Raw genomic sequence first — 24,691 nt, 5'->3', positions numbered from 1 at the left:
GAAGACTCTTTCTACTCGCTTGAGACGTTCAGTAAGCTGTAGTCCCGTTCGATGTTTCCAACCCAAGTCTGTGTCTGTAACGATTCGCCGCGGGGCGTGTTGCTAGATGTCGCACTCGTCGTGAACCACACCCTGAGCGGGCTGCTTCTGCCGGAGCCTCATGTCATCGAACGTCGTATCGTCCAGAAACTCGACGAACATCGACACGTCCTGCTCGCACTGCGCGTCGCCATCCACAACCTCCAGCAGTGCGACCGCCATGTTGTCGAGCGAACTGCACGGAAAACCGAGAAGGGAGTGCTTGGGCATCAGGTTGGGCTCATCGGGTGCGTCGGAACCAGTGATGATGTCCACCAGGATGTCGTCGGGATGAGCGGCCTCACGGGCATTCCGTCGAACCCGGGTGACCCTCGCCTTGACCGCCTTCGCGAGCGCTTCCAGCCAGTCGTCCAGTGTGGCAGCCCGGAATGCGTCGGCGCGAGCCTGTGCCTTTTTTGAGTCGAGGTAGGTATCGAAGAACAATGTCCCCGATTGCTGGCAAACGGCCTCGTAGTACTGCTGGAATTCCTGTTCCAACGTTGTCCGCGTAAAACCCGCGCGTCCAAGGCGCCTGCGAAGCACGTCAGCCGTTACCGAATATGCAAACTTGAGCGTCATTCGCTGTTCACCGTCGGGCATGTCCCAACGAAGGGGATACTTCGGCGAGCGAATCACCCGGTCCTTCTTTTCGAATCTTTCCCACACGGTGTAGGAGCGTCTCATTTCATCCAGTTCATAGCCGCCAATCAAAATTTTAGAGCTGCACGTCATCAAAATAGCCTCTTCGAATATGTAACTCGTTGTTGTTCGGGAGGTGTCCATCCGGCGGACGGCCCGATGTCCGCAATGGCAGACCTCTTCGTATAAGCGCGCGAGGCGGTCATGAAAATCGCGAAATCACGAATCTGGAAGATGGACGCACGTCGAATTCGGGAAACTGGCTCACGTGCTTCGAGTTTTCGGCAGGAAATATTTTTGGCTGCCTGCGCCAAGGCTGCAACGGGTGCATAGAGCGCAATCTGTTTTGCCGGAAAACGATTGGCCAGAGCGGACCGCCCATCAATACGCAGCTGAGAAGCTAGCGTTCTGATGCCGTTGGGGGCGGACCAACAGAGTGCAATGCATTGAAGCTAGGTCAGGCTTAACTGCACAGTAGGACCTTGGGTGATTCCTGGTGTTCGCGACGCGACGGCTCGTCTACCGTTGGGCGATCGGCCGGGCCGCGGACACGGGCTATCCACGCGTCACGCGTCGCCCGAATGCCGCGCCGACCTGATGGGCGCGCCGCGCATCGTCTCCGTGCAGATAGGTCGATGTCGTCCCGATGGACGCGTGCCGTAAATTGTCCCGGACCGCGACGAGTTCGACGCCCCGTGCGAGGGCATGCGACGCATGCGTGTGCCGCAGCCAATGTGGGCTGGCGGCCCGGAGTCGCGTGGCCAGTTCAACGTTGTCATCGGCGACCTGTGCTGCGGCGAGGGTAAAGAACGCCGTCGTCACCTGGCGCAGCCGCGTCGGTGTAATCGGCTTGCTGCCGTGGCCTACTGGGTCCACTGATACCACCAGTGGCGTCGACGGATGCCAGCGACGGCGCGTGACGGGCAGGCCCCGCTGTAGCAGGTACTGCTCGAGGGCCTCGAGTACGAGTGGCGGCAGTGAGACCTCACCCGGCTTCGCGCCTTTGCCCGTCACTCGCAGCCACGAGTCGCCATGGGCATCCGTGTGGAGGTCGCCGAGCGTCACGCTAACCAGTTCGTGCGCGCGCAGCCCCGTCCCGTACGTGAAATCGAGCACGAAGCGCAGGCGCTGGGCAGCCGGGAGCTGCCAGCCGTACGACCACTCAAGGCCGTCCGCGAGACTGCGTGCTGCCTGCCATTCACTGTCCGTGAGCACACGCGCCGTATCGAACGGCGTGGCGCGCTGGCCGCCGCGTACGGTCAGCCCGGCAAATGGATTGCCAATCACATAGTGCTGCTCGACCAGCCAGCGGAACAGCGCGTTCAGCACGGCGATCGCATAGGCAGTCGAGTGCGCTGACAGGCCGCCTGCGAACGGTCGCCATTCGACGGACTCACGAGGCCGCGGCGGTCCGGTCCAGCGCGTCTTCGGCACGGGATGGCGCAGGAACACGCGGTAGGCAATTGCGTCATCCGTCGTCAGCGACGACAGCGCCTGACGCCGCTCGACGATGGCCCACAACATCAGCCGTTCAGCTTCCCGCCGGTACGCGCGCACCGTGTGGGGCGCCTCGTGTAGCGCCAGCCAGGCTTGCACCGCCTGGTAGTCATTTCGGGCGTTGAGCAGGCAGGCACGGGGCGACGCCCGGAAGCGACCGTGCGAGCCGTCCAGTTCCGGCACCGGGTGCTGGCGTTCCCACGGCACGATGTCGTCGTCGTACAGCGGTTGAATGCGCTCGACCAGTGCCCACGCCTGACGGGTCAGCGCCGGATGCGTGGCAAACAGTGATTCGACCTGGTGGGCACCCGCGCGGCCGAGCCCCGGGATGTCGCGCCACCACAGGCGCCGGCGTGGCACCCGCGCCGTCAGCTCGGCGAGCGTGCGCAGGCGGGCGGCGCACAGCGTCCGCGCGAGGCGCGGAGGCAGCCAGGCACCGACGGCATCGGTCAGCCGTGGCAGCGGGATGGGCGTATGACGCAGCAGGTCGATGGCGTGCGTGACGGCGGTCGCCTGTCGGGTGCGCCCGTCGGCCGGACACTGGAAGAGCGGGATGAGATCGTTGCGCTGGCGCGCGGCGGCGCACGCCACAAGCTGCCGGCGGATGCGGGCAATCAGGCTACGGGAGGACTGGCCGTCATCGCGGACGTGGGCGAGGTAGCGGGTGGCGGCGGCGCGCGCGGTGAGCCCTTCATGCCAGGCGCGCAGCGCTCCGAGCGACGCGAGATCAGGCAGTGCCGCGGGCAGGGCAGCGGGCGTTCCACCGGAAGGTCCGTTCCCCTGTCCGGAGGGCGGGACGGGGGCGATGTGCATACAACCAGTTTAGGTCGCGCATGCACATCTTGCGATAAGGTTATTTATCGCAAATGTATTGTTTGGTCACCTACTATGTCCCGCCGTACAACACGCCTGTCGGCCAAGCTGCCGGATACCTTCCGAGAAACTGAGCCGGTGGCACGCCACGCGGGCAGAATCTTTGCAGGCCCGCATGGACCGTCTCATGTGTTGGCTGACGGTCGGGCACGGTATGGCGGCGGCTGTCAAGACGGGCAGGATCGGGATAAGATGTCGCCCGGACATCGCGGGTCGGTGCCGCACGGCACCTGTAAATAACAGTGACAACGGGGATGCGAATGAGCGAATTGATCGAGACAGACGCCGGCGAGCCGCGCTTTATTCACGTCGACGCGAAACCTGATCATCTTGCATCTCTCGCCCGCGGAAAACCGGTCAGCGCACTGGCTGAGCTCGTCTGGAATGCGCTTGACGCCGACGCAGACCGCGTGCGGATTGGCGTGACGGACAACGGTCTTGGCAATCCTGTTTCCATTGAGGTGGTGGACAACGGTCTAGGCATCACGTTTGAAGATGCCGAAAGGACTTTTGGTAGTCTTGGCGGTTCGTGGAAACGGGAGCACCGCGTCACCGCTCGCTCAAACAAGAAAATGCACGGCCGGAACGGCAAGGGGCGTTTCAAGGCATTTGCGCTTGGACACGAAGTGGTGTGGGATTCGGTCTATCTGGGCAATAACGACACGCCACTGCACTTTGTCATAAGCGGGCGGAGCGACCGGTTGCAGGATTTCGAGATTGGCAAGGTGCGCAGCGCGCCGATGTCTCGATCGCGCGGCACCCGCGTGCGCATTGACAGTTTGCCCGAACCATTCGGTGTCTTGTCTAGCGATGGTTCCGCCAACCGGCAACTTGCCGAAACGTTTGCTCTCTACCTTCGCAACTATCCCGCCACGGAGATCATCTACCGCGGCGAGCGGATTGACCCGGCTTCCGTTCAGAAATCCCACGAAACCGTGCCACTCCCAGCGTTCATTGCTGCCGACGGCAGTGAAATCACAGCGGTACTAGATATTGTTGAATGGTCCTTCTCAAAAAAGGAGAGACGGATCTGCCTTTGCGATTCTGAGGGTTTCGCGCTACATGAAGTAGAGGCGGGCGTCCGACCCGGTACGGAATTCAACTTCACAGCCTATATCCGATCGGACTACATCGCCAAGCTGAATCATGACAACGGCTTGGCGCTTGACGAACTCGACCCGGACTTGCGCCGTCTTGCGGAAAGCGCGCGAGGAGCGCTCCGTTCGCATTTCCGACGGCGCAAGGCCGAGGCTGCCTCTGAGTTGGTGCAGCAATGGAAAGACGAGGGGGTCTATCCGTTTTCCGGCGATGCAGCAGGTTCACTAGAAACCGCGCGGCGAGAGGTGTTCGACATATGCGCCCTGAATGTTCACCAATACCTCGACTCATTTCGCGAGGGCCGGCCCAAGGACCGGCAGTTCACTCTCAGGATGTTGAAGGCGGCGCTTGACGAAAACCCAGAGTCGCTCAAGCGGATCCTGTCAGATGTTTTGGAGTTGCCGAAAGAAAAACAGACGGAACTCGCAGATCTGCTTCAGTACACGACCCTGTCGTCAATCATCGAGGCGAGCAAGATGGTAGCCGACCGGTTGCAGTTTCTCACAGGATTTCAGGAACTGCTGTTCCGGCCGGATACAAAAAAGAGCCTCCGCGAGCGAACCCAGCTACATCGCATGCTAGAAAACGAGACCTGGCTATTTGGGGAAGAGTACCTGTTGACCAGCAGCGACGAGAATCTGAATACGGTGTTGCGAAAGCATCTCGCGAAGCTTCGTCCGCCGGAAAAAGGTACGAGACGTAGGGCAGCTCCAGTGGTGCGAGACGACGGCACTCAGGCCGTGATTGATCTTTTGCTTGCGCGAGAAGTACCCGCCTACGCGCAAACCAGGCGGGAATTCCTAGTAGTGGAGCTGAAACGACCCTCCCAAAAGATTGATCTCGAAGTAGCGTCGCAGATACAAAGCTATGCGCTGACTGTGGCGAGCGACGAGAGGTTTGACGTCAGAAACACGCACTGGACCTTTATCGCCATCTCCAACGAGATGTCGCCGGAAGCGGCAAGAACTGTTCGGCAGCAAGGGAAGCCTTACGGTTTCTTTCATCAGGAAGACAATCTACGCATTGGCCTGGCGACATGGGCCGAAGTGATTGCGGCGTCTCGGGCGAGGTTGGAAGCGTTTCGAAGCAGGCTGGACTACACGGCAACGACAGATCAGGGCGTGGCACTTCTACACAGCAAGTATGCGCGATACTTGCCAGAGAGTTTCCTACCTCAGCAGGTCGATTCATCGACTGCTTGAAAATGCGGCGCTTATTTGGCTGAGACATGCGCTCTCTGGCAAGCCTGAGCGAGATGGAAATCCATTGGAAAACGGAATATCTCCGATCAACTGTCACCGAATTGTCGGTGCAGGGCCTTTATGCAAGCTACGAGCTGGTTGCAGCGGCGATCTCGGCGCTTGTGCATTTCCTAACAGGTAGCTTAGCCCTCTGATTCTCTTTATCGCGACGGCACTTACGACATCATTCATACTACAAATCCGACACACCAAAAATTCGCATGTTACAAACCATGTTGATGTGCCTCAAAATCTAGGTGGAAAAAAATTCACATAGATTTTTTCCGCTTGTGTTGGTGAGATGCTCGGCTATTTGGAACACGCTGATCGCAACCTTCATAACCTGACGTATGTTTCACTAAAATAGCAAGCTGCGACAGATCATCGAGTTCGGGATAGTCAGGCCGCGAACGCGATTTGCCGAACGGAACCGCGAGCGGGAGTGGTTGCAAAGTGCAGACCTCACAATATCGAATATATAGCACAGAAAGACATGCTTGAAAAATTAACTAAGGACAACAAATTAATGTATGTCGTGCTAGATGGGTATGAGGCGATGGTATCTCAAAATTTGAGAAATTCGCTATGACCCAGCGATGCTGACATGCAAGTTTGGACTTGCACAATTGATCCGCTGGAAGCCCGACGAGTGGGAAGAGAACAGTTAACTTCCGCGATTCGAAATTGCTATGCCACGAAATGCGCAGGCAAGGCTGCTCACGCAAATCTAGCAATCGCGAGAACAATCTCGATGACGCAACGCGCCTGGTGCAATATAAGTACGAGAAGCGTTCAAGGCGGGAAAATTGGGCTTGTGTTGCCAATTGATGTGTGACTAAGCTTCCTGCTATCGCACGCCAGTAGGGAAAAACAAAGGTAGCGTTGATTCGCACGCCGGGACACAAACGGCCCAAAAAACTTCGATCAAGATGCTGGTTCCCAAGCTCTGATCGGGCGTATAGAAGGAGGCAGTTAGCAAAAGAATTTGTCTAGCGAGCTCAAGCTAGCCTCGCATTTCCGCAGGGCTGTCGCAGAGATCGCTGACCGGCTTGGCGCGGCCACCGACACCCGCGTAAAGAGAAAGCGGATGATCCGTCACGAAACGGAGCATCCGCTATTGTCGGCTCAATTAGCAAACCGATCCTGTCCTTCGACAAGACAGATGGTGGCCCTGACCGAGCCGTTTGTCAACCGTTCTCCGAAGGAGAAGGGGTATGCTTTCGTCTAACGTCTATGACCGCGCGTCTCGACTGGGCTCTGTGGACTTTGCACAGATGGCAACAGAGGTGGGGTCCTCAGTTCAGAGCGCTTCACGCGCCGTTTGCCGCCCAACGTCTGACTTACAGGAACCCGTCGCAGACGGCAACGGTCGCCGGCAGGCCGCTCATCGTCAGGAATATGCTTTCGACCGCCCGGTCGAGGTAGTGCTGCTGGACGGTCCCGATTCGCCCTACCGAACGCGTGCAATGTCCGGTGTTTTGCAATTTCTGGCGAAGCGTAGCTCGTCTGCCGTGGGGAGCAATGAAGAGACACCACGATGCTGTTACATCCTCAGGGTGACGCGGCTGCAGAGCTTCGATTCGCGTTTGCGTATGGTCGTGGCGGGTGTGCGCGTTTCGGAAACCCGGTTTATCGCCCTTGAGTCACCCGACGACCATTCTCAGTGTCTGTTCTCAACCGCCGTTCAAATTGCAAGGCTGGTTGCGCGGAGAGTCATTGTGATCTGTGCTGTTGATCTTTCGCATCAGACGGCCAAGACGTTGAAATCCGCGATGGAGACACTTGGCATCAGCTTGGGCGAAATTCATCTGAAGTCCCGTGCAAAGAGTCGGTATGTCGGCGCGTCTGTAGCGGAACGTTGTTGCGAATACATGACCTGGATGCCCAAGGCGGCGGTTGCTCCTGATCCTGCATTTTCCTCTCCGAAGCCAGTGGTTCGGGCTCTGATACGTTGCCTCGCCGCGCGCAATCAAACGGATAGCTCTCGCCGTGTCCACACCGATAACGTCCTCCGCGTTCAAGTTGGTGCGACCGCCGTAGTTCATTACGGGACGCAAGTGGACAAGTCGTTGCAACGCAAAGCCGTGGAATGCGGATATGGAAATACCATGATCTCTCGGCTTGTCAGGAGTGCAGCTATCTACAACGTAAATGATCGCGCCGCTAAAGCTTATTGCAACAATTTTGCCGTCAACCGCCTCCCGCGGGAGCGTCGCTGGCGATAGCGCGCGAAGTCGTTCTATCTAGCAGCAGGATAACGGGCTTAGGCGGAGGTGCGGACCCGTCACAGCCGATTACTCCGCCAACCGACAACATCGTAGCTTTGTTCGTTGGCACGGATCGTTGTCTGGCACCTTCTCCCGAAAATAGTTTTTTGTGAAGGTTGACATGACAGTACCAGCACTGCCGATACGGAAAGAAGCGCTGGCGCGCAATAAAGAGCAGGCTCTGGCGCCAAGTAGAGGAATCCGCTTTAGATGGAGGCACATCTTGGACATAACTGTTATCGGAGTCGAAAAGAAGCTCATGTGCATTGGGACGGCGATCGCTGCACAGCAGCTAATGTACGAGGGATCGAATGCGGAGATCTTAGAAGGTTGGTACACATATGAGAGGGCGGCAAAATGAGCGATCACAAAATGACCAAAGTCGTCTTCGATTGCAAGGTATCGGAGCGCAAGATTTTGATTGTTCCTATCGCGACAATCTCGCGTACCCCGTACAACCCGGCGGCCAGAACCAAAGAGGGAGCAAAGCTGAAAAATTTGATCGACGGCATCAAGGAGTATGGGCAACTCTATCCTGTACTCATTACCGCTGAGCGTGAACTGGTGGATGGCAATCGCCGTTTGACCGCTTGCACTGCGCTTGGCTACACTCATCTCGAATGCATCATCCTTGATATGGATAGGGATAAAGCTTTTACGGCCATTAACACGACACCCGAAAAGCTCGGCGGAAAGGGCTGGCTGGAAGTTGGCCGTGGTGGCGGCTATCTGTACAAGAAAGAGCGCGAGCAATACGACGAACTTGCCGGATTGGTCGGGGAATTCGGCATTGACCTCCTGATTCAAAAAAATCTTGGTCTAAACATTTTGCCACTATGCAAGAGCGTTGCAAATCTCGGCCTGTCGCGTGGTTTGGGCGAAATCATACTTCTGACTGCAAAGAATGGATTGACTAACAAAATCAACTTCGAGCTTCGCGCCGAAAAGACTAAGCCCGAGAAGATGCAATCCCTTGAAAAGCTCCTCCGCGATGCGGCTAAGGAGATTGTATGACCAACAAACGCAATGCATATCGGAACCCCTTCGACATCGGACAATTGTTGCGCGAGTGGTCTATTCACCGATTGTTCAATCGTTGCCTTAGCGCTTCCGGGTAGGTCAGGATCTCGCGCGGTGTTCGCAGAGATTGCTGTGAGGTAGACGGGGTTCGTTGCTGAGGTCAACTTCACTCACGAATGTAACAACTCAACCGTCATTTCGTGCATCAGCATAGCGTCGTTTAATCATCGATTAACCTGAATATTTGGAGAGAAAACTTATGCAGAAGCATAGGAATACTAATCTATGAAACAGATTTGTGCGGGTACCTAAATCCTGAAATGGAGATTTGCTATGTCATCACGAACGCTAAGAATGAAGGAGCACACTCTCAGTCGAAAGCTAAACGAGCAAGATTGTGCGAAAAGGGCTGGCACATATTTGCGCTGGCTCCACACGCGGGATATGCCCGGATCAGGGATAAAAACCCGCTTGGCATGCGAAAAAGCCCCTGCTGAAGAACTACACCTTATGTCCGACGCGGAACACGCCGCTTTTTTGGAGGCGTGGTACCGCGACGATGTCGTGACAATTTTTGACCAGTACGCTCTTGACAGAACCAAAACGCAACGTGCAGCACTTTCCCTCAATATCGACCATCCCAGATACGATGGCCGAACCGAACCAGCGGTGCTAAGCACTGATCTAGTGTTCAACGTTCGGCGCGGTAGCACGTACATTAGGGAAGCCCATTCCGTTAAATCGGCACGTACCAATGTGGGAGAGACGCTTACACGCGCGCAGTTGATTGAACGCCGGATGTGGGAGGACGAGGGAGCAATCTACCGATTCGTGACGGCTAACGGCATGCATGCAAACCGGTCGAAAAATCTGTCCTGGATTTTTCGTGCTCACAACGATACCGTCGGAAGACAGCTATCGAATTTCGAGTTAGTAGCTCGGCGGGAAATTCTCCGTATTTTTCGAAAGCGAAAAGATATGCGCGTGATTGATGCGTGCCGGTACGTCGATCGCACCTTCGAACTGGCCTCGGGTACAGCTGTTCAAGCCTTTCGTCAACTCGCCGGCGGCAAACACTTGGCGTTCAATCTAAACGTTCCCGATCCTATTCAGTTGCTCTTTGGTGAGGTTTGGAGGCCAAAAAGGAATGCTTGACGCTTCGATGAAGCGCCGCGGAGGGTGCCATGCCAATGAAATCCACATATCCGACACAGCTTGTCGTGTGCGACGTTCTAAAAGAACGGTTTGGAAAAACCGTTTACATCGTCCTTAAGACGGGGAAGGGGTCGCGTTGGACGCATCTCATCGATATTGAACATGAGAAGAAGTCCAGTAGCAATCATAAGGCGCTACCAATAAAGCGGAAAACGGATGAACTGATGGATCGTCTTTCCGAGCAATACAAAGACAAAGATGCGCTCGAGAGATTGAATAAGTTGCCGACCGACGTATCAGAAAGGCGAAGAATACATCCCTTCGCGTTGTCGAACAGATCAGATAATTATAAGGAGATATTGATTGACCCAACAAAGTCAAAAGGCTGGAAACTCATCGCGGGCCTGTTGACCTTCGACCTGCCTCTGAACGAAAAGGGTGAGGCGCCTGAGCCGTCATATTACGGGGACGAATTCGAAGCGTTAATTCTACCTGAGACACGTCGAAAGCGCGTTTTGCGCTATTGCAAAATTTCAAACACCTCTGAAGATACGGTATATCGAACGTTCCGCCGCTATTGTCAGCGAGGATTAACTCCCGCAGCCGCCGCTGATGACTATGATTTGTGTGGGGGGAGAAATCAGCAGAGGGAATGGAAATGCCGACCGGGCAAGGCTCCTCGGCGTAGGAAGTTCGGCGCATCAGCGTGCGATCAAGAGGTTCGACGACTCATTGCATTGGCCGCAGACTACTATTTCTCATTCCAGTACATGAAGGGAAAGAGATCCCAAAAGACGCTCGAGCAGGCCTTGAACTGGATACGCGCAACTTTCCTACGGGATAGGGCCGTGTACAACGAAAAAGGGGAAATGGTCGAGCTTCGGTTGAGTGATCGAATTGTCATAACGGTCAAACAGTTACAGTATTACATACTGAAAAATTTTACATACGAGGAACGCCGTATTCATAAGGTGGGCCTCAGGCAATATCTACTGCACGAGCGACCACTGAAAGGTCAACTGCGGACAACGAAGGGACCAGGAGAACGATTTCATATCGATGCGACCGTGCTTGATATCTATCTCGTCGGCCAGATTTTGCGAACGAAAGTTATTGGTCGACCAGTTTTGTATCTAGTGATCGACGACTATTCTGGAATGGCCGTCGGCTTTTATCTCACATTCGATCCGCCGTGTTGGGATGGAGCAATGATGGCGCTTGTCAACGCTATCAGTCCAAAGGTCGAATTCTGCAGGTCGTTGGATATTCTTATCCGGGAAGACCAGTGGCCCGCTTGTCGTCTCTGCGAGGGCGTATATGCGGATCAGGGCGAGGTAAGTAGCGTCCACAAAGCGCACCCGCTGATTTCTCACTACCGGGTGGGCGTCTCGAATGCACCAGCATACCGTCCAGATCTTCGCAGCGTGATGGAGCGGCGCTTTGGCATTATCCCTGCAATTTGGACTTCGCTTGTTCCGGGGATCGTCGAGAAGAGTTCATTCGACCGCGGAGTCGCACATCCGGCGTACCACGCGGCGCTTGACCTGAAAGAACTTCGGCGAGTCATATGCTACTCATTGCTGAGTTACAACACCCGCGTCATCCGAGGCTACCCCACTCCTCCGGAGATGATCGAACGGGAGTTTGCGCCGACGCCGCTCAACCTCTGGAAGTATGGGACAGAGGTAAACGGTTGCGGAAGGCACGTTGACGTAGACGAGTTTCGGGCCAAAGTTATGCCCAAAACGACAGCTTCAATCTATGCTCGGGGAATACTGCACAACGATTTGCACTATGCATGTCCGACGTTCGACCTCGTTGAGCGGCAAACGATGTTCCGCGCAGAGGGAACTGAAACGAAAGTTGAAATCACATTCGACTCTACCGATAACAGCGGTATTCAGATTCACGGATTGGGTGAGCCCATCACGTGTCCGATTTCAGAACATGACCTCGGGAACTTGCAAGGTGTGACATACCAGGAACAGAGCCTTGCGAAGGACCTTGATGCGACCAATCGGGGGATGACTAAAGAAGCTGCCGAACCTGAGCGCGCTAAGACTGACTACAACATCTCCAAAATCGCCAAGGAAGCGACTTCGAAGACTGCAAAGGCCTTGCGCGATGCAGGCATGGGTCGGCCTGATATCAAGGATATAGATGAGATGCGTAACGTAGAGCGGTCGGCGAGCAAAGGTTTGTTGGCAGAAGATGCATCAAAGGATGCCAGGAAAACTCGGCGGAACAGCAAGACCGGTGGATCTTTCAAAAACATCATCAAGAAGATCGTGCAAGGCGCCCGCGTGGGAGCCTCTGTAGAGCAGAAGGAAACGTATGACGAGGAAGGAGATGCCTATGAGAGATCCGAAAATGATGCAAACGTCCCGTCGGATGAAACCGTTCAAATGACTTCCAAAGAGCTACGCGAGAAACGTGCGAGAGAGTTGCTCGAGGAAATGGACAGATAGGAGCATATGATGAACATCAAGGAAACGGTTGCGAAAGTGACCTCAGGTAAGAAGTCCAACCAGCCTGGGCCCATTATGCAATGCGTTGAGTCAGTTGAGGCATGCTATTACAGCGGAGATGATTTGCTGCCAGAGTATCGAAAAAATCCGTTGATCGCTGCATTGGGGCGCATTTGGGACAAACGTGCGATCTTGAAGGCTCTCGACGTGCCTATCGCCTTTTCGGAGGATGAACGGTCTAGGTCCGAAGAGTATCGCTTGCACGCCATAGGAAGACTATCACGATTTGTATTGGCTCTCCCTGCGCATCTCGACGTGGTGAGCACGTTGCAGCTGATGGTGCGACAGCACTATGTTGGAGTGAATATTGGGGACGACTACGTACAAGGTATCAAGGATCGCTATCGTGAGAATCAAGATGGGGAGCTCATGCCTATTTACCATCACGAGCGTTCGCATGCCTATTGCGCAGGCGTATTCGGACTTTCGGGTGGTGGGAAGACAACAGCATTAGAGTCGGCGCTGCGGCTACTGCCAAAGGTAATCCACCACAAGGATCACGGGTTGAATCAGGTCGTCTGGATAAAGGTAGATTGCCCTAAGAGTGCGAGCTTAAAAGACACGCTTAAACTTCTGATACTCGAGTTTGATAGCTTGCTCGGAACTGATTACTCGGCGGAAGTGGGGTCGCGAGCGACTCTGGCCGACTATGCAAATAAGCTACACCGTATTTCGAAGCGGCATCAGACAGGTCTCATTGTGATCGACGAAATGCAGAACGCGCTGCACGCGGTTGCGAAGAACGACCCGCTATTTGACTTTTTTGTCAATCTCACCAACGTTGTGCGAATTCCGGTCATTGTCAGTGGAACACCAAAGGGAGCCCAGCTATTTCGGAAGACGCTGCGATCGGCGCGACGTATCAGTAGTCAAGGCGTAATCACATGGGACGGAATGCGGAACGAAGATGACTGGCGCCGATTCTGTAATCAACTGCAGAAGTATCAATGGCTCGCTGATCCTGTTCCTCTGTCAGACGCCTTGCGACGGTACTTGTTATTCTTGACTCAAGGGCTTCCCGGCGTAACGGTGCCTCTTTACCAGCTGGCGCAGTACGCGGCAATCTCCTCTGGCGCGGAGAGACTTTCCAAAAAGCTAGTTAGAGATGTTTTCGATGAGAAGATGGGTTCTCTGAGGCCGATGATGAACGCTATCCGTTCCAGAGATAAGGCGAGGATGCTCGCATATGACGATTTGTTGGGCGATACGCTCGACGATATCGTTGAATCGGTCGAGGCCGAGGCGAAGCGGCATGGCAATCAGGAACTTGCGATGGAGCACGACAAGAATGAGTCGGCGATCAGCGCGGTGTCTAGGTTGTTGCTCTTGGGTGTGCCGCAGGAGTTGGCGTCTTCGCTCGTGAACGCGGTGCAAAAGGAATACCCGAGAGCATCATCTCAGGAATTGAGTAATGAAGCAGCACGACGGTTCTATCAGAAGAAAGCACCGGCGACCTCTCTGCAGAATGCCATCAGGTCGAAAGAAGAAGTCATTGGATCGCGGTAGATAGGAAACAGTGTAATCGATCTCCGTACTCGATCCTATTGATGGAGCGGTAATACGGGCGCTTGCAAACAATGAGAATTCGTTCGCTGGAAGCGGGAAATGAAGAGCGTGCCCGCTTCCGTTATTCAAGTTTGGATAGAAGGAAGAAATCTCATGGCAATAGCTCTTCTCCCCATGTGCGAAGGAGAAACGATCGGTAGCAACTTAGGGCGATACGCAGATTTCGTTGGTCTTCATACTACCTTAAGGCTTAGACGAAGACTATTTGGTCATGCCTGTAGGCCCTATACAAAGCTCCCAAGTGGGATTCTACATCTCGCAGAGGAAACCTGCGACTATTGGGGCTTGCAGGCAGAAAAGATTATTTTGGAGCATACCGAATTCAACTACGCAACCTTAACTTTGCCGGAGGCTCAAAAACTCACGCTATTCTCAAATATGCTTTCCCAACCGGCAGGAAGATGCTTCCGTAGGAGCGCATGCGGTTGGGTCGGAGAGCGTGCTTCAAGGTTTCGATATTGCGAGCATTGCCTATCAGAGTGGAGGAGGAAACGAGTATGCCCCTATCGGATTTTGTGTCAGCAGCTACCTGGAGTGTATCTTTGCTATCTACATTCGAACTTTCTTAAAGGGGTGAAGAAGCAATTTTCGGAAGATATTACTGACCAAACGTTGACGGCGTTGAGATCGAAGGATGATGAACAGATCTTGATAACCACTTCAATTGAACACAAAGATGCGATTGAGGACGTTGCGAAGCGAAGTGCTCGGTACCTGAGAGGGGTGGATAGGCTTCCATCGTTGACGTCTTTTCGGGATTTGCTGCGAGAGGCCGGCCTAGTGCGGTCTAGCGGTGAGACAGACCATCGAGGTTTGATCGAAAGCATGCTGACGCATTTCGGTGCCGAGTACTGCTGGCTTGCCGGATTAACCGGGCAAAAAATGAATGCTTGGTCGCGGAACATCGCGGATGTTAGGAGCACGTGCGAGCCATCTCATGCATTTATGTTCATCGCGGCCGAGTCAGTACTGTATCGGCGGTCTGCGTCACCGGGATCGTTTGTACCTTCGATACGGAAAGGTATTCGAGACAAGGAGGGGGCGCAGTTTTCCCAAGCAGAGATCGAGTGCCTTAGAACCCGCTGGCACTCTATTGTTCGGAGTGCCCGCCCGGACAAACGCATCACCGCAGCTTATCGGATCGATTCAAAGCTATATAGGACTTTGTCGCGATACGATCACTTATGGTTTATGGCATACAACCGTGACAATCGAACGCCACCCGGGCGTTCGTTGTACGTACCTCAAGGCATAAAAAACAGTGCATCGAATCCGGGAGGCGATTGATGCATCGGATTGAATCTTGGTTTCAATATGTGATTGCAGAAACGCTAGGGCAGGGTCACAAGTGTTGGCCAATTTGCCGCGGAATATCAACCACGTGTTCTTTGCAGACCATGTCCAGAAGGATTCTTTTGCGGGAGTTCTACGATGGCTATTTCACTATTTCCGCTTAACGAAGGCGAGACACTCGAAAGCAATTTTTCGCGTTATGCGTGTTATATGAATCTCAAATCCACGTCCAGCCTATGGCGACGCCTTTTTGGTCATCAATGCCGTTCGGGAACGAGACTGCCGTGCGGCATCTCCAATCTCGTACTACAGACTCGGGATTATTGGGGCCTTAAGGCAGATCAGATAATTGAGATGGCTACCGAATTCAACTACGTTGCGATGATGGTGTCACCCGAGATACGGGCGAGAATGCGGGAGACGATGCGAAATCCTCGAGAGGCCGGCGGGTTGCGATTAGCTTTCCCGTTCAAGAGTAGATACGACGTTGGCGTTCGGTATTGCGATGCATGCTTGAGCGATTGGCGTCGTGCGGGGGTAGCACCGTATTTGAAAATTAGTCATCAGTTGCCTGGGTCCTATTATTGCGAGATTCATCTTCGTTTGTTGAAAGCGGGAAGCTTTTCACCCGTATCGACGGCTTTGATGGAGATAACAGCAGCCGAAGAGAAGGCAATAAAAAAAATCTCAGTCGATAATGCGCAGCAACTCGCAAGTGGAAGCAATAGGGAGAGGGCTCACTACGTCAGGTTAGTGCACGACGCAGGGTATATCACGCCTGACGGTCGCTTGCGGTCCACTGAACTGATACGCGACTGGCTAGCATTCTTTGGTCCCACATACTGCCGACTCACTGCAATACATGAAAGTAAGATACTGTGGTGGTGGAAGTTTGTCTCAACGGATTCGATTAGGCTTACTTTCCCTCACCCGTTTATTTTCTTAGCTGCCGACGTGTTATTCGAGGCTCACGGTAAGTTCTCTGGGCCGCACTTGCCCACCAGATCGCAAAGTATGCCAGCTGCCAACCAACCAACGATGCCGGAGTGTAGCGGATTACTGCACAGAGATTCGGATTCATTCGGTGCCGCAACTCGTGTTCGGCGCTCGGGGAGATGGATAGTGAAGTGCACGTGTGGGATTAGTTACAAGACGTCTCCTGACGCCAGCGTCTGCGGTGAGCGGATGGTGCCATACGCATATGGAGATCGTTATCGAGAGCATCTCCACGGGTTATTAGCTGCGGGCTGCACCAGGCTAGGTGCAGCTCGAGAAATCGGGATCGGGGAAAGCACTGCGGCCAACTGGATTCGAGCCAAGGTGTTCGCGAGAATGCCCGAAAAGGCAAGGGCGAAGAAGATTTCTCGCTCCGAGATTGAAGCGCTAAGGCGGAAATGGCAGAAATTGGTCCGCGACGCGCCACCAGATCGCCGAATAAGTTCAGCATATCTCGCTGGAACAACCATTTGGAATGCGTTGGCATTCCATGATCATGCATGGTTGATGGGATTTAACCATGCTCATAGATCTCCGAATCGTAGCAGGGTTCCGCCAAAGAATAATCCGTGCGAAAACGACATTGTTCGCTTGCACGAAATTCGTGACGAACAACTCCGCGTCGAGCCACCGGTTCGGATCAGTGGTAGCGGTATTCTTCGAGCAGCAGATCTTCGGGAAGCGGTGAGAAGTAACAAAAAGTGGTCGAGCTTATTACAAGAGCTCGCTGAATCTCGATCAGCGTACTTCGAACGCGTACTCGAATGGCTTGGTCGCGTTGCGCCGTCGGACCGGCCTCGTAACATTGCGGAGTTTGCGACGCTCACGCATCTATCATGGCACGCACTCACGGGGCAGCAACGAACGCGAGTTCGAGGTTGCTTTCGTGTACGTTGAACCATATCTATGATGATGCCGCAGCCTTACCGTGCTGCTGTTCGGCACAGCGATTTTGAACACCAACCAGTCTGAGGCAAAATTAGAGCTCGCCCCAGTTGATCAGATTGCGATCCCTCCGCTTGCAGGCGTGCAATGGATAGAGCAGTGCGAGCTGTTGCTAACCACAGTGCGTTTTCCGGCCGGGATGCAAAGAAGCTGGAACCGACGCGTAGTTCGAGTCGTGAAGGCTGCCAGCTTTCGGTCACACGTTGAGCAGTGGCCTGATTTCAGGGACAAACTTGATGCTCGTCGCGGACGTCCCTTCGAAGACGTGGCGTGGGAACCCGGCGCGTCCGTCCGCGTTGATCGCCCGTCAGAACGACATTAACGTGAATCTGCTGTTCAAGTGGCGCCATCAATATCTCGAGGGCGCCTATGGTCTGCCAACGGTGACGGCAACCGCGACGCGTAAACCGAAGCAGGAAACTCAACCACCGTTGTTGCCCGTGACGGTTATCGACGATGTTGCGAAGCCACTTTCTGGACCGCCGAGGCCTACCTGCGCCACGTGATCGCTTGCATTGCCGAGCATCCCGTCAATCGCGTCGACGAGCTGTTGCCATGGGTCGTCGCCGATCAGCTTCACCACGACGCCCCCTGAACTCAACGCTGCGTTCAACGCTGCGTTCAACGGTCGACATCAACATGCTGTCAAGAACGGTCGCCGTCGGACGGTTACCAACAAGCGGTGGTCGGAACTGCTACGTCGATTGGTTGAATCACGCGCAACCTACTTCGAGCGCGTTCTATCTTGGTTTCGCAAACTGCCGACGTCCGAGATGCCCCGAAATAGCGGAGAATTCGAACGGCTTATGCATTGCGCTTGGGCGAAACTGATGAGCAAAAGTCTCAGTTCAGAGCTTATTTTTTTGACCGTTGACTCCGACGGTCATCGTGCGCGACAGCGGCGGCACGCCGGCTTGTTGCGCTGCATCAATGAAGCGACGTGCCTTTGATGTAGCCCCCGTTTGCTCTGCCTTCTGTTGCAAGCTTGCCGCAGACTTTGTGCTCCTGGACGGCGTCGATAATTCGCGACCGGGGAAGATCCTGCAGACATTGGGTCGCACTGGGGATGCGAGCATCCACGACGGTGTGGGCATTACAGAGGACTTTTCCTGCACACTTTATTGTGCGTCCATACGTCTTATCGGCGCACGGCAAAGTCTGCGGGATCGTAAGGTTCGCCGTTCGGGTACAACAAAGTCTGCGGGAACGTGGAAATTCAGTGTGCGCCGCACAATGGCGCCTGGCACTGTTACCGCTGCTACATATCGATAGTCGCTGCGTTCACCGGTCCCGTTCGGGCTGCCTGAGACGGCAGTGATGGCGGTTCCACCAAGGGCGAGCCATGACCGCGCATCGCATCGAAAACGACGAGGAATACCGCGAGGCGCTTAGCACCGTCTCGACGGTGGTTGACCTTGATCCAGCCCCCGGCTCGCCGCAGAAGTTCGCTGCGCCTTGGACGGTGCTTCGGTTGACTGGCGCAATGACGCGCTGAACGACTGCGTTCGGCAATGCGGATTGTTCCTCGTGCACGGGCAGCTTAATTCCGCGGTTGAAGGAGGCGGGGCGCCCGCTGTCAGGTGATTGAGAAATTCCTCACGGCAAGATAATCAAACTTATCTTCATAGACGTCACTTTCCCAACGGCTTCCGATGCAATGGTTTCCCGAAAACGCTCGACGTCGAACGCCGTCAAAGAGCGCTGCGTAACTCTCGCTCGCAATCGAGATTGAACGTAGTTAAAACGACTTCCCAAGTAGCGTCGCTCGCAGTCGCATGGCTCGGCTTTCTTTAATCTGCTTCTGCATATACGACGCAAATCGAGGCCTTTCATCTGGACCAAGTCGTCCGACCAGGTCCTGCCCCGTGCCGAACGATTTTGTCTACGAATTTCTAACTCGGGACACGAGCGGATGTCTCCAAAAGGAGCGGGCATCTTACCCGTCCTATCTTAAGCAGATTGTCAACGACGGTCGGTCGTCGAGAGATGGCGGCTGGGCTGCGTTTATCTCCCGCATTGGACCTAAAATCAGCGCTAATACACGAATCACTACCAGCCTTCCAGCCGCAACGTAGCGCGTACGAGCCGTTGTCCTTCCTGTTCAATTTCGCGCAAATTTGCGCCGACGCTTTCAATATGCTCGGCTGCCGCCTTGCGTGCCTGCTCGGGCAGTTTACCGGTGACGGCGTTATAGAGCCGCGCATGCTGACGATCAATTACGCGTTTTTGCGGCTCACGGTGATACAGATTGTTGACCGACGCAAACACCGAACTCAGCAGGAGATCGGTCAGCGAACTCAGCGTATGCGCTAGCACCGGGTTATGTGAAGCCTCGCAAATTGCGAGGTGAAATGCGTGATCGAGCCGCGCGTGAGTCGACGCGCTTGTTTCCTCGCCGTGCGCCGAGACCATCTCCTCGTAGCGGCGCGTGATCAGCACGAAGTCAGCGGGTGTGCCGCGCAGCGCCGCGAGCCGCGCGGATTCCGCTTCCAGCAGCCCGCGCACTTCAAGCAGATCGTAGAGCGTGCGCGGCTGCGAGCCGAGCAGATGCATCAGCGGCGTGAGCGTGGGTTGCGCGGTCAGGCTTGCGACGAACGAGCCCCTGCCATGCGAGGTCTCGATGATGCCGCGCGCGCGCAACAGCTTAAGTCCTTCGCGCAGCGCCGTGCGCGATACGCCGAGCTTGTCGGTGAGGCGCCGCTCGGACGGCAATGCCTGCCCGGTTTTCAGTACGCCGTCGACGATCAGCCGCTCGATTCGCTCGGCGACCACGTCGGCAACCTGCCTGCGGTTGTCCGGATCCGTTATCTGCATCGCTTATTCCAACTGGTGTGACCAGTTGAAAATACTATCACGCGGCGCATTGGGATTTTTAACACAAGCGATACAGGTAACCATTATTGCCGAAATAGGTTGGACGCCATCTCATAAAAAACTGGTATGACCACTTGAGATGGCCATCGACATTCACAGGCCCAACGGGAACAATTCCCCCGGAGACACGGTCCTGGCCTGTTCGCACGGTGTATTTCCACCGGCTTACGGGTCAGGCGCGACGCCAGGAGACTTCCCATGAGCTATCACTACGACGAGAGCGTCGACGGCCCGCTCGCGACGCACGACAAAGCCACTGTCGTCGCGCAGTTGCGGGCATTGATCCCCGAGTTGCAACTGCTGCACGAGCAGGAAGATTTGCGGCCATTCGAATGCGATGGCCTTGCTGCTTATCGTGCGACGCCGATGCTGGTCGCTTTGCCCGACAAGGTCGAACAAGTCGAGGCACTGCTGGAATACGCGAACGCGTCAAGGATTCCGGTAGTCGCGCGGGGCGCCGGCACCGGTTTGTCAGGCGGCGCGCTGCCGCTCGACAAAGGCATCCTGCTGGTGATGGCGCGCTTCAACCGGATTCTCGACGTCGATCCCGAAGCCTGTACCGCCCGCGTGCAACCCGGCGTGCGCAACGTCGCCATCTCGCAGGCTGCAGCGCCTCACGGCCTGTACTACGCGCCGGACCCGTCATCGCAGATCGCTTGCTCGATTGGCGGCAACGTTGCGGAGAACGCGGGCGGCGTGCACTGCCTGAAGTACGGACTGACGGTCAACAATATCCTCAAGCTGGAAATCATCACCATCGACGGCGAGCGCATCACGCTCGGCTCGGATGCGCTCGACGCCCCCGGCTTCGACTATCTCGCGCTGTTCACCGGCTCGGAAGGCATGCTCGGCATCGTCACCGAAGTCACTGTTAAGCTGCTCAGCAAACCGCCGAGCGCGAAGGTACTGCTCGCCAGTTTCGACGACGTCGAGAGGGCCGGCGCGGCGGTCGCGAGAATCATCGGTGCGGGCGTGATTCCGGGCGGCCTGGAGATGATGGACAACCTCGCGATTCGCGCGGCGGAAGATTTCATCCACGCTGGCTATCCGGTCGATGCCGCGGCGATCCTGCTGTGTGAAATCGACGGCGTCGAAAGCGACGTACAGGAAGACGTCGAATGTGTCGAAGCGCTGCTGCGCGACGCGGGCGCGACCGAGATCCGGGTCGCGCGAGACGAAGCCGAACGCCAGCGTTTCTGGGCCGGCCGCAAGAATGCGTTCCCGGCAGTGGGCCGCATCTCGCCCGACTACTACTGCATGGACGGTACCATTCCGCGCCGCGAATTGCCGCGCGTGCTCAAGGGTATCGAAGCGTTGTCGAACGAATACGGACTGAAAGTCGCCAACGTGTTTCACGCTGGCGACGGCAACATGCATCCGCTGATCCTGTTCGATGCGAACGCACCGGCCGAGACCGAACGCGCCGAAGCGCTTGGCGCGCGCATTCTCGAACTGTGCGTGGCGGTGGGCGGCAGCATCACCGGCGAACACGGCGTGGGCCGCGAAAAGATCAACCAGATGTGCGCGCAATTCAACAGCGACGAATTGAGCTTCTTTCACGCACTGAAAGCCGCGTTCGATCCGGCCGGACTGCTCAATCCCGGCAAGAACGTGCCGACCCTGCACCGCTGCGCCGAATTCGGTTCGATGCATGTTCACCATGGCGCGTTGCCTTTTCCCGAACTGGAACGTTTCTGATGCGCGTCGAACCTGTCTCGATGGACGATAGCGAACGGCTCGTCGCCGAAGTCTCGCAAGCGCTCGCGAGCGGAACGCCACTCGCGATTCGCGGCGGCAATAGCAAGGCGTTCCTCGGCCGTCCCGCACAAGGCGCGTCGCTCGACACGCGCTCTCATCGCGGCGTGGTCAGTTACGACCCGACCGAACTGGTGATTACCGCGCGCGCCGGCACGCCGCTCACCGAGCTGAACGCGACTCTCGACGCCGCCGAACAGATGCTGCCGTGCGAGCCGCCGGCCTTCGGCGCGGCCGCCACGATCGGCGGCATGGTGGCCACGGGTCTCGCCGGACCACGCCGGCCGTGGGCCGGCTCGGTGCGCGACTTCGTGCTCGGCTGCCGCGTGATCACGGGCCAGGCGAAGCATCTGCGCTTCGGCGGCGAGGTGATGAAGAACGTGGCCGGCTATGACGTGTCGCGTTTGCTGACGGGCAGCTTCGGCTGCCTCGGCTTGATCACGGAAGTGTCGCTGAAGGTGCTGCCCAAACCGCGTGCACTTGCAAGCGTCGCGCTTGAACTCGACGCGGCTGAAGCAATGCGCGAACTTTCGGCGTGGCGCCGCGCGGTGCTGCCGGTGAGCGCCGCATGTCACGTCGACGGCCGCCTGCATGTGCGGCTCGAAGGCGGCATGGGATCGGTTGCGTCGGCGCTGGATCGCATCGTCGGCACCGAACTCGACCCGCGCTTCTGGGACGACCTGCGCGAGCACCGGCTGGCATTTTTCGACGACACGCGCCCGCTGTGGCGTCTGTCGTTACCGAACGCTTCGCCGTTGTTCGACTTGCCGGGCGACACGCTGCTCGACTGGGCCGGCGCGCAACGCTGGCTGAAAAGCGATGCGCCGGCCGCGACGATCCGCCAGATCGCGCATGCCGCGGGGGGACATGCGACCTGCTTCACGCCGCATGCGGACACCGAGCCGTTCACGCCGCTGCCGCCCGCGTTGCTGCGCTTTCATCGGCAACTGAAGCAGCAACTTGATCCGCGCGGTCTCTTCAATCCCGGCCGCCTGTACGCCGGGCTCTGAATTTTGAAGGCGATCCATTGAAGGGAACATCAGCATGCAAACCAATCTCAGCGACGCCGCCAGGACCTTGTCGCGCGCGGACGAAGCCGAACAGATCCTGCGCTCATGCGTGCACTGCGGCTTCTGCAACGCGACCTGCCCGACTTATCAACTGTTTGGCAACGAACTCGACGGCCCGCGTGGGCGCATCTATCTGATCAAGCAGATGCTCGAAGGCGAGGCGGTCACGCAGAAGACCCAATTGCACCTCGACCGCTGTCTCACCTGCCGCAACTGTGAAACCACCTGTCCGTCCGGTGTCAACTATCACGCGCTGCTCGACATCGGCCGCGCGGAACTGGAGCGGCGGGTTCCGCGGCCTGCGGCCGAACGGATGCTGCGCGAGGGTTTGCGCCGCGCGATCCCGCATCCGGCGGTGTTCGATGCGCTGCTGAAAGCCGGGCGTGCACTGCGGCCGATTCTTCCCGCTGCGCTTGGCCGGAAGATCCCCAGGCGTGGCGCTTCACCGAAAGCCCGGCCGGCGCCGAGGCATCCGCGCACGATGCTGATGCTCGAGGGCTGCGTGCAACCCGCGCTGTCACCGAACACCAACGCGGCCGCCGCGCGCGTCCTCGACCGGCTCGGCATCAGCATCGTCGATGCAGAGCGGGCCGGCTGCTGCGGCGCGACGGACTATCACCTGAATGCGCAGGAAGCAGGCTTGGTGCGCGCACGGCGCAATATCGACGCGTGGTGGCCCGCCATCGAGGCCGGCGCTGAAGCGATCGTGCAAACGGCGAGCGGTTGCGGTGCGTTCGTCAAGGAGTATGGGCATCTGTTGCGCGGCGACCCGCGCTATGCGTCGAAAGCGCAGCGTGTCAGCGAACTGGCGCGGGATCTCGTCGAAGTATTGGCTGGCGAGCCGCTCGATCGGTTGCAGGCGAATTCGCCGGTGAATCTGCCAACGAGCCTTCCGGCGACGTTGCCCGAGAGTTTGCTTGGACAGGCGCAACGGCGAATCGCGTTTCACTGCCCATGTACGTTGCAGCATGCGCAGAAACTGGGCGGCGCGGTCGAGTCGATCCTGCAACGGCTCGGCTTCGATCTGACCGCCGTGCCTGAAGCTCACCTGTGCTGTGGGTCGGCGGGCACGTATTCGATCACTCAGCCCGAGCTGGCGGAAAGATTGCGCAACAACCGGCTTGATGCGCTGGAAAGCGGCAAGCCGGAACTGATCGTTACGGCCAACATTGGCTGCCAGACGCATCTGGACAGTGCCGGGCGCACGCCAGTGCGTCATTGGATCGAACTTCTGGACGCATCCGTTCCATAACAGAGACTGGAGATTCATTATGCTGAGCAAACCCGTGTTGACCGTTGCTGAAACAACCCGCGTCCTCGACGCCGCGCGCGCGGAAGCCGAGAAGCATCAGTGGGCGGTCGCGATTGTAGTGGTCGACGACGGCGGCCACCCGCTCGGACTGCTGCGGCTGGATGGCAGCGCGCCGGCCAGCTCATACATCGCGACGGAAAAGGCCCGCACCGCGGCGATCGGCCGTCGCGAGACCAAGCTCTATGAAGACATGATCAACAACGGCCGCACCGCCTTCCTCAGCGCGCCGCTGCAAGGCACGCTGGAAGGCGGCGTGCCGCTAATCGTCGACGGCCAGGTGGTCGGTGCGGTCGGGGTGTCGGGCGTGAAGCCAGATCAGGATGCGCTGATCGCGAGAGCAGGTGTTCAGGTCCTCGCCGGTTAAGTGGCTGTGCGGTAACGTTACTGCCAGGAAACTTTCGCCATATGCGTGCCGACCTGATAAGTGTCGAGGCCGTGGTTTGCGTCGTAAAATGAGCGGGGTCGATTGTGTCGATAAGCGTAG

14 protein-coding genes and 1 pseudogene are annotated in these 24,691 nt (G+C 56.7%); 12 read left to right on the top strand and 3 right to left on the bottom strand.

From position 1 onward, the window contains the following. Positions 1 to 102: 102 nt before the first annotated feature. Together B0G82_RS20745 and B0G82_RS20740 are read right to left on the bottom strand one after the other, a co-directional pair. On the bottom strand, positions 103 to 810 hold the full coding sequence (locus tag B0G82_RS20745; RefSeq protein ID WP_206751621.1) for a HEPN/Toprim-associated domain-containing protein: 708 nt from the start codon (positions 808 to 810) through the stop codon (positions 103 to 105). Between the two features lie 462 nt (positions 811 to 1,272). Further along, positions 1,273 to 3,027: a phage integrase family protein gene (locus tag B0G82_RS20740; protein WP_121308872.1), complete on the bottom strand. Its 1,755-nt coding sequence runs from the start codon at positions 3,025 to 3,027 to the stop codon at positions 1,273 to 1,275. A gap of 320 nt (positions 3,028 to 3,347) precedes the next feature. On the opposite strand from B0G82_RS20740, the gene B0G82_RS20735 reads away from it, so the two are divergent. The 8 genes and pseudogenes from B0G82_RS20735 to B0G82_RS39795 all read left to right on the top strand — a co-directional run bounded on the left by B0G82_RS20735 (position 3,348) and on the right by B0G82_RS39795 (position 18,691). Further along, positions 3,348 to 5,387, top strand: coding sequence for an ATP-binding protein (locus tag B0G82_RS20735; RefSeq protein ID WP_158608178.1), 2,040 nt, complete (start codon positions 3,348 to 3,350; stop codon positions 5,385 to 5,387). Between the two features lie 1,253 nt (positions 5,388 to 6,640). Beyond that, positions 6,641 to 7,651, top strand: coding sequence for a hypothetical protein (locus tag B0G82_RS20730; RefSeq protein WP_121308870.1), 1,011 nt, complete (start codon positions 6,641 to 6,643; stop codon positions 7,649 to 7,651). 399 nt (positions 7,652 to 8,050) lie between these two features. Continuing rightward, positions 8,051 to 8,707, top strand: coding sequence for a ParB/RepB/Spo0J family partition protein (locus B0G82_RS20720; RefSeq protein ID WP_121308868.1), 657 nt, complete (start codon positions 8,051 to 8,053; stop codon positions 8,705 to 8,707). Positions 8,708 to 9,223: 516 nt separating this feature from the next. Then, the gene (locus B0G82_RS20715) at positions 9,224 to 9,868 is read left to right on the top strand and encodes a TnsA endonuclease C-terminal domain-containing protein (protein ID WP_241974758.1); all 645 of its coding nucleotides are present in this window, start codon (positions 9,224 to 9,226) and stop codon (positions 9,866 to 9,868) included. A gap of 29 nt (positions 9,869 to 9,897) precedes the next feature. Beyond that, the gene (locus tag B0G82_RS20710; RefSeq protein ID WP_121308866.1) at positions 9,898 to 12,336 is read left to right on the top strand and encodes a DDE-type integrase/transposase/recombinase; all 2,439 of its coding nucleotides are present in this window, start codon (positions 9,898 to 9,900) and stop codon (positions 12,334 to 12,336) included. Positions 12,337 to 12,342: 6 nt separating this feature from the next. Next, positions 12,343 to 13,902: an ATP-binding protein gene (locus tag B0G82_RS20705; protein ID WP_241974757.1), complete on the top strand. Its 1,560-nt coding sequence runs from the start codon at positions 12,343 to 12,345 to the stop codon at positions 13,900 to 13,902. Positions 13,903 to 17,680: 3,778 nt separating this feature from the next. Beyond that, a pseudogene (locus B0G82_RS20685) lies at positions 17,681 to 17,791 on the top strand (transposase domain-containing protein); the annotation flags it as partial. Between the two features lie 747 nt (positions 17,792 to 18,538). Then, complete coding sequence (locus tag B0G82_RS39795) at positions 18,539 to 18,691, top strand: hypothetical protein (protein WP_158608177.1); 153 nt, start codon at positions 18,539 to 18,541, stop codon at positions 18,689 to 18,691. Between the two features lie 554 nt (positions 18,692 to 19,245). Here the strand turns inward: B0G82_RS39795 and glcC are convergent. Next, positions 19,246 to 20,010, bottom strand: coding sequence for a transcriptional regulator GlcC (gene glcC / locus B0G82_RS20680; protein ID WP_121308862.1), 765 nt, complete (start codon positions 20,008 to 20,010; stop codon positions 19,246 to 19,248). Between the two features lie 258 nt (positions 20,011 to 20,268). Here glcC and glcD point away from each other — a divergent pair, with 258 nt between their 5' ends. The 4 genes from glcD to B0G82_RS20660 are packed head-to-tail and all read left to right on the top strand — an operon-like array spanning position 20,269 to position 24,571. Continuing rightward, positions 20,269 to 21,768, top strand: a complete 1,500-nt coding sequence (glcD, locus tag B0G82_RS20675) for a glycolate oxidase subunit GlcD (RefSeq protein ID WP_121308861.1) — start codon at positions 20,269 to 20,271, stop codon at positions 21,766 to 21,768. Next, a complete protein-coding gene (gene glcE / locus B0G82_RS20670; protein WP_121308860.1) occupies positions 21,768 to 22,835 on the top strand; it encodes a glycolate oxidase subunit GlcE in 1,068 nt (355 codons plus the stop codon). The genes glcD and glcE overlap by 1 nt, the downstream gene beginning before the upstream one ends. A gap of 34 nt (positions 22,836 to 22,869) precedes the next feature. Next, entirely contained in the window at positions 22,870 to 24,147 is a 1,278-nt protein-coding gene (gene glcF / locus B0G82_RS20665; RefSeq protein WP_121308859.1) for a glycolate oxidase subunit GlcF, read from the top strand. A 19-nt stretch (positions 24,148 to 24,166) separates the two neighbouring features. Next, positions 24,167 to 24,571, top strand: a complete 405-nt coding sequence (locus tag B0G82_RS20660) for a heme-binding protein (protein WP_121308858.1) — start codon at positions 24,167 to 24,169, stop codon at positions 24,569 to 24,571. Positions 24,572 to 24,691 lie beyond the last annotated feature (120 nt).

The organism is Paraburkholderia sp. BL17N1, from assembly GCF_003634175.1.
In the GTDB taxonomy this organism is placed as follows: domain Bacteria; phylum Pseudomonadota; class Gammaproteobacteria; order Burkholderiales; family Burkholderiaceae; genus Paraburkholderia.
This window is presented reverse-complemented; position numbering and strand designations above follow the sequence as displayed.